General features: G+C 75.6%; 3 protein-coding genes and 1 pseudogene. All 4 read right to left on the reverse strand.

The window, feature by feature from the left end; genetic code table 11:
* On the reverse strand, window positions 1–865 hold an 865-nt coding region (locus tag CCN42_RS30140; RefSeq protein ID WP_143662058.1), incomplete at its 3' end, for an eCIS core domain-containing protein.
* Complete coding sequence (locus CCN42_RS30145; RefSeq protein WP_086740371.1) at window positions 862–1,140, reverse strand: hypothetical protein; 279 nt, start codon at window positions 1,138–1,140, stop codon at window positions 862–864. The genes CCN42_RS30145 and CCN42_RS30140, both read right to left, overlap by 4 nt.
* Window positions 1,131–3,170 carry an ATP-binding protein gene (locus tag CCN42_RS30150; RefSeq protein WP_086740373.1) on the reverse strand — a complete coding sequence of 680 codons (2,040 nt, stop codon included), beginning with the start codon at window positions 3,168–3,170 and terminating at the stop codon, window positions 1,131–1,133. The genes CCN42_RS30145 and CCN42_RS30150 overlap by 10 nt, the downstream gene beginning before the upstream one ends.
* 32 nt (window positions 3,171–3,202) lie before the next feature.
* Window positions 3,203–3,476: pseudogene (locus CCN42_RS43880) on the reverse strand (DUF4255 domain-containing protein); the annotation flags it as partial.

Below are 3,476 nucleotides of genomic sequence, written 5' to 3' on the forward strand. Positions count from 1 at the left end.
CCTGCTCGCGCTCGGCGCGCACCTCCTCGGCCGTGTCCGGCTCGATCTGCGGGGCGTCGTGCGCGTGGCGCTCCAGGTCGTCGTCGGCGTAGTCGTCGTACGCCTCGATCTCGTCGACGAGGCCGAGCACCCGCTCGTGCTCGGAGCTGAGCAGGCGCCGCTCCAGGCGGACGAGGACGGCGTCGAGCATCTCCTGCGGGAGACGGGAGAGCTGCTTGCGGGTGCGCAGGGACAGGTCCTGCGGGTCGCCGCGCAGGGAGCGCACGACCGCGTTGGCCACCCGGTCCACGAGGGTCGCCGGGTCCATCTGCTCGGTCCGAGCGCGGTCCGCGTCCACGGTCGCGTAGCGGAGCCATCCGGGCGTGGCCTGCCCCTCCTCCACCCGCGGGGCGTCCTGCCCGGGCTCGCGCACCAGTTCCTGCGCCGCGCCCTGCGCCTCCCGCTCGATCGCCTGCTGCGGCAGGCTCACCGCGCCCAGTTCGCGCCCCGCCCGCAGCGCGCCCAGGCCGTGCGGGTTCTGCACCGTGTGCAGGAGTTCGTGGGCGAGGAGGCGGCGGCCCTCGTCCGTGCCGGGCTTGAACATGCCCTCGCGGAAGAAGACGTCCTGGCCGACGGCGACCGCGTCGGCGCCGAGGAGTCCGGTGAGCTGGCCGGCGTCGCGGCCGGTGTGCAGGCGTACGCGGCTGAGGTCGTGGCCGAGCTGTTCCTCCAGTTCGCGCCGGACGCCGGGGTCGAGGGGCTGGCCGGCACCGCTGACGATGTTCTTCGGTTCGGGGGTACGGGACTTGGCGGCGCGTTCCCTGCGCTTGCGGCGCCGCTGCTCGGCGGACTGCTCGGCACGGTCCTGCTGCGTCTGGGAGCTCACCGCGTCACCTCCCCGTGGCCGCTGAGTCCTCGGTGCACCGCGCGGGCCAGTTCCTGGCCGAGCCGCCGCGCGGAGAGTCCGGCGGGCAGCGGCGGGAGGCCGGTCAGGGCCTCGACGGTCACGGCACCGTCCGCCGCGAGCGGCACCCCGTGCTCGCGGACCAGCCGGGTCAGCTCCCGCTCGAACGCGGCCGAGACCCGCTCCGGGTCGGCCTGGAAGCCGGTGAGGGCCAACTCACCCACGTTCACGCTGATCTCGCGCGGGTTCACGCCCATCCCCGCACCTCCGTCGGCGTCAGGGACCGCTCCAGCTTCAGGTACTCGGTGCGGGCCGCGGCCAGCATGTGCCGCATCTGGAGGGCCTCGCCCTCCTCGGCCGCGAGGAACGCCCCGGACAGCGCGATGTTGCGGATCGAGCCGCCCGCCACGGTGAGCTGGGCGAGGAGGGCGGGGTCGAGGTCCTTCACCGGCGCCCGCGCCGGCAGCACACGGCGCCAGATCTCGGCGCGCTCGTGCTCCGCCGGGAAGGGGAAGTCGACGACGAAGCGGATCCGGCGCAGGAAGGCGGTGTCGAGGGCCTTCTTCATGTTGGTGGTGAGGACGGCGAGGCCGCGGTAGGCCTCCATCCGCATCAGCAGGTAGCTGACTTCCAGGTTGGCGTAGCGGTCGTGGCTGTCCTTGACCTCGCTGCGCTTGCCGAACAGGGCGTCGGCCTCGTCGAAGAGGAGCAGCGCGCCGCCGCGTTCGGCGGCGTCGAAGACCCGGCGGAGGTTCTTCTCGGTCTCGCCGATGTACTTGCTGACGACCTGGGAGAGGTCGATCACGAAGAGGTCCAGGCCGAGTTCCTTCGCCATCACCTCGGCGGCCAGCGTCTTGCCGGTCCCCGATCCGCCCGCGAACAGCGCGGTGACGCCGAGGCCGCGGCGCAGGGTGGCGGCGAAGCCCCACTGCTGGTGGACGGTGGGCCGCTGCCGTACGTGGGCGACGATCTCCCGGAGCACGGCTGTCTGCCGCTCGTGCAGCACCAGGTCGTCCCAGCCGGCCTGCGGTTCGATACGGCGGCCCAGCGCGTCCATCCCCAGGCGGGCCTCCTCCAGGCCCGCCCGCCAGGCGAGGCGCGCGGCGTCCGGCTCGTCCTCGCCGGGCAGGTCACGGCGTACGGTGTCGGCCGCGGTGCGAACGACGTGCGGCATCAGCTGGAACTGGGCGACCAGCGAGCGCAGTTCGCCCTCGTCGAGGCCGGTGCCGGTGAACGCGTCGGCCCATACGGCGAGTTGTTCCTCGTCGTCCAGGCGCGGCACCGCAACCCGGGTGCCGTGCGGGTGTTCCGCGCTCAGCGGCTCCGCCCCGGACACCACGACGGGTACGGCGGCCCCGGCCAGGAACGCCTCGGTCGCCGCCCGCTGGTCCCGGTCGAGCTCGCCCGCCTCGACCAGCAGGGCGGCCGGCAGCAGGATCGCCTCGCGCTGCCACAGCCGGGCCAGCCGGTCGCGTTCGGCGGGGTCGGCCGGGATGTCCTCGGCGTTCATGGTGTAGAGGCCGAGTCCGGCACGGGCGGCCGCCGCGGCGGCGATGTCGGCCCGGCTGCGCGGGTCGCCGCCGGTCACCTCGACCAGCGGCGGTACGTCGGCGCGGGCGCCCGTCGTCCAGGCCGTCGTGATCCGGTCCGCGGCGAGGTCGTACGACGGCGGCAGCCGGTCCGGGACCGGGGCGCGGCGCAACTGGCCGTGCAGCCGGGCGTCCAGGTAGGGCGAGCCGAGGAGGAAGTGCAGGGCGCGCTCGTCGAGGCGGAGCCGGGCGGTGGTCAGGGAGGTGTCGTCGGCGGGTTCGACGATCCGCCAGCGGCGCAGCGGCGCGAGAGGGGTCAGCGCGCTCCAGTGGGGTTCGGCGAGGGCGGCGAGGGCGAGGGAGAAGGTGGGGTACGCGCGCTCCGGGTCGCCGCTCGCGGCGGCACACCGCGCGGCGGTCGTCGGCTCCAGCTCCTGTGCCGCGGTGAGCAGGACGAGGTCCCGTTCGAAGGAGGTGAGGCCGAAGCAGGCGACGAGCACGTCGAGCGGGCCCGTGCGGGGCGGTACGAGGGCCACGGCCCGCTCCCCGGCGGGCGCGGGCGTGTCCTCGCCGGCCGCCGCCGCGGAGGTGTCCGGGTCGGCAGCGCGGGCCGCGTGCGCGTCGACGCGCGCCAGGACGCGGCGGATCTCCGCGATCAGCGCGGCGGCGTCGCCCGTACCGGCGGTCGCGCTCCCCGTGCCAGTCGCGTCCCCCGCACCGGTCCCGCCCTCCGTGCCGGTCTCGTACGTCGTGCCCATGTCCTCACCTGCCCCCGTCGTGTGTCCCGGTCTCAGTTCTCCTCGGGCCCGTCACCGCCCCGCCGCGCGGGCCCGCCGCTCCCCGTCGACTTGCGTGGCGACCTGCGCGCACGGGAGGCGGGTTTGGCGGCGGTCTTCGCCGGCGCCTTCGCCGCCGGCTTGCCCCGGGTTCCGGCGGGCGCGTTCGCGGGCGCCTTCTCCCGCCCCGCCGTGGCCGTCTCGGTCCCCGGCTCCGCGCGCTCCCCCGCCGTACCGGCGGCATCGCCCCCGCCGCCTCCCGGAGGGACCGGCGCTCCCGGAGCGCCG

Source organism: Streptomyces glaucescens, from assembly GCF_002154375.1.
Taxonomy (GTDB): domain Bacteria; phylum Actinomycetota; class Actinomycetes; order Streptomycetales; family Streptomycetaceae; genus Streptomyces; species Streptomyces glaucescens.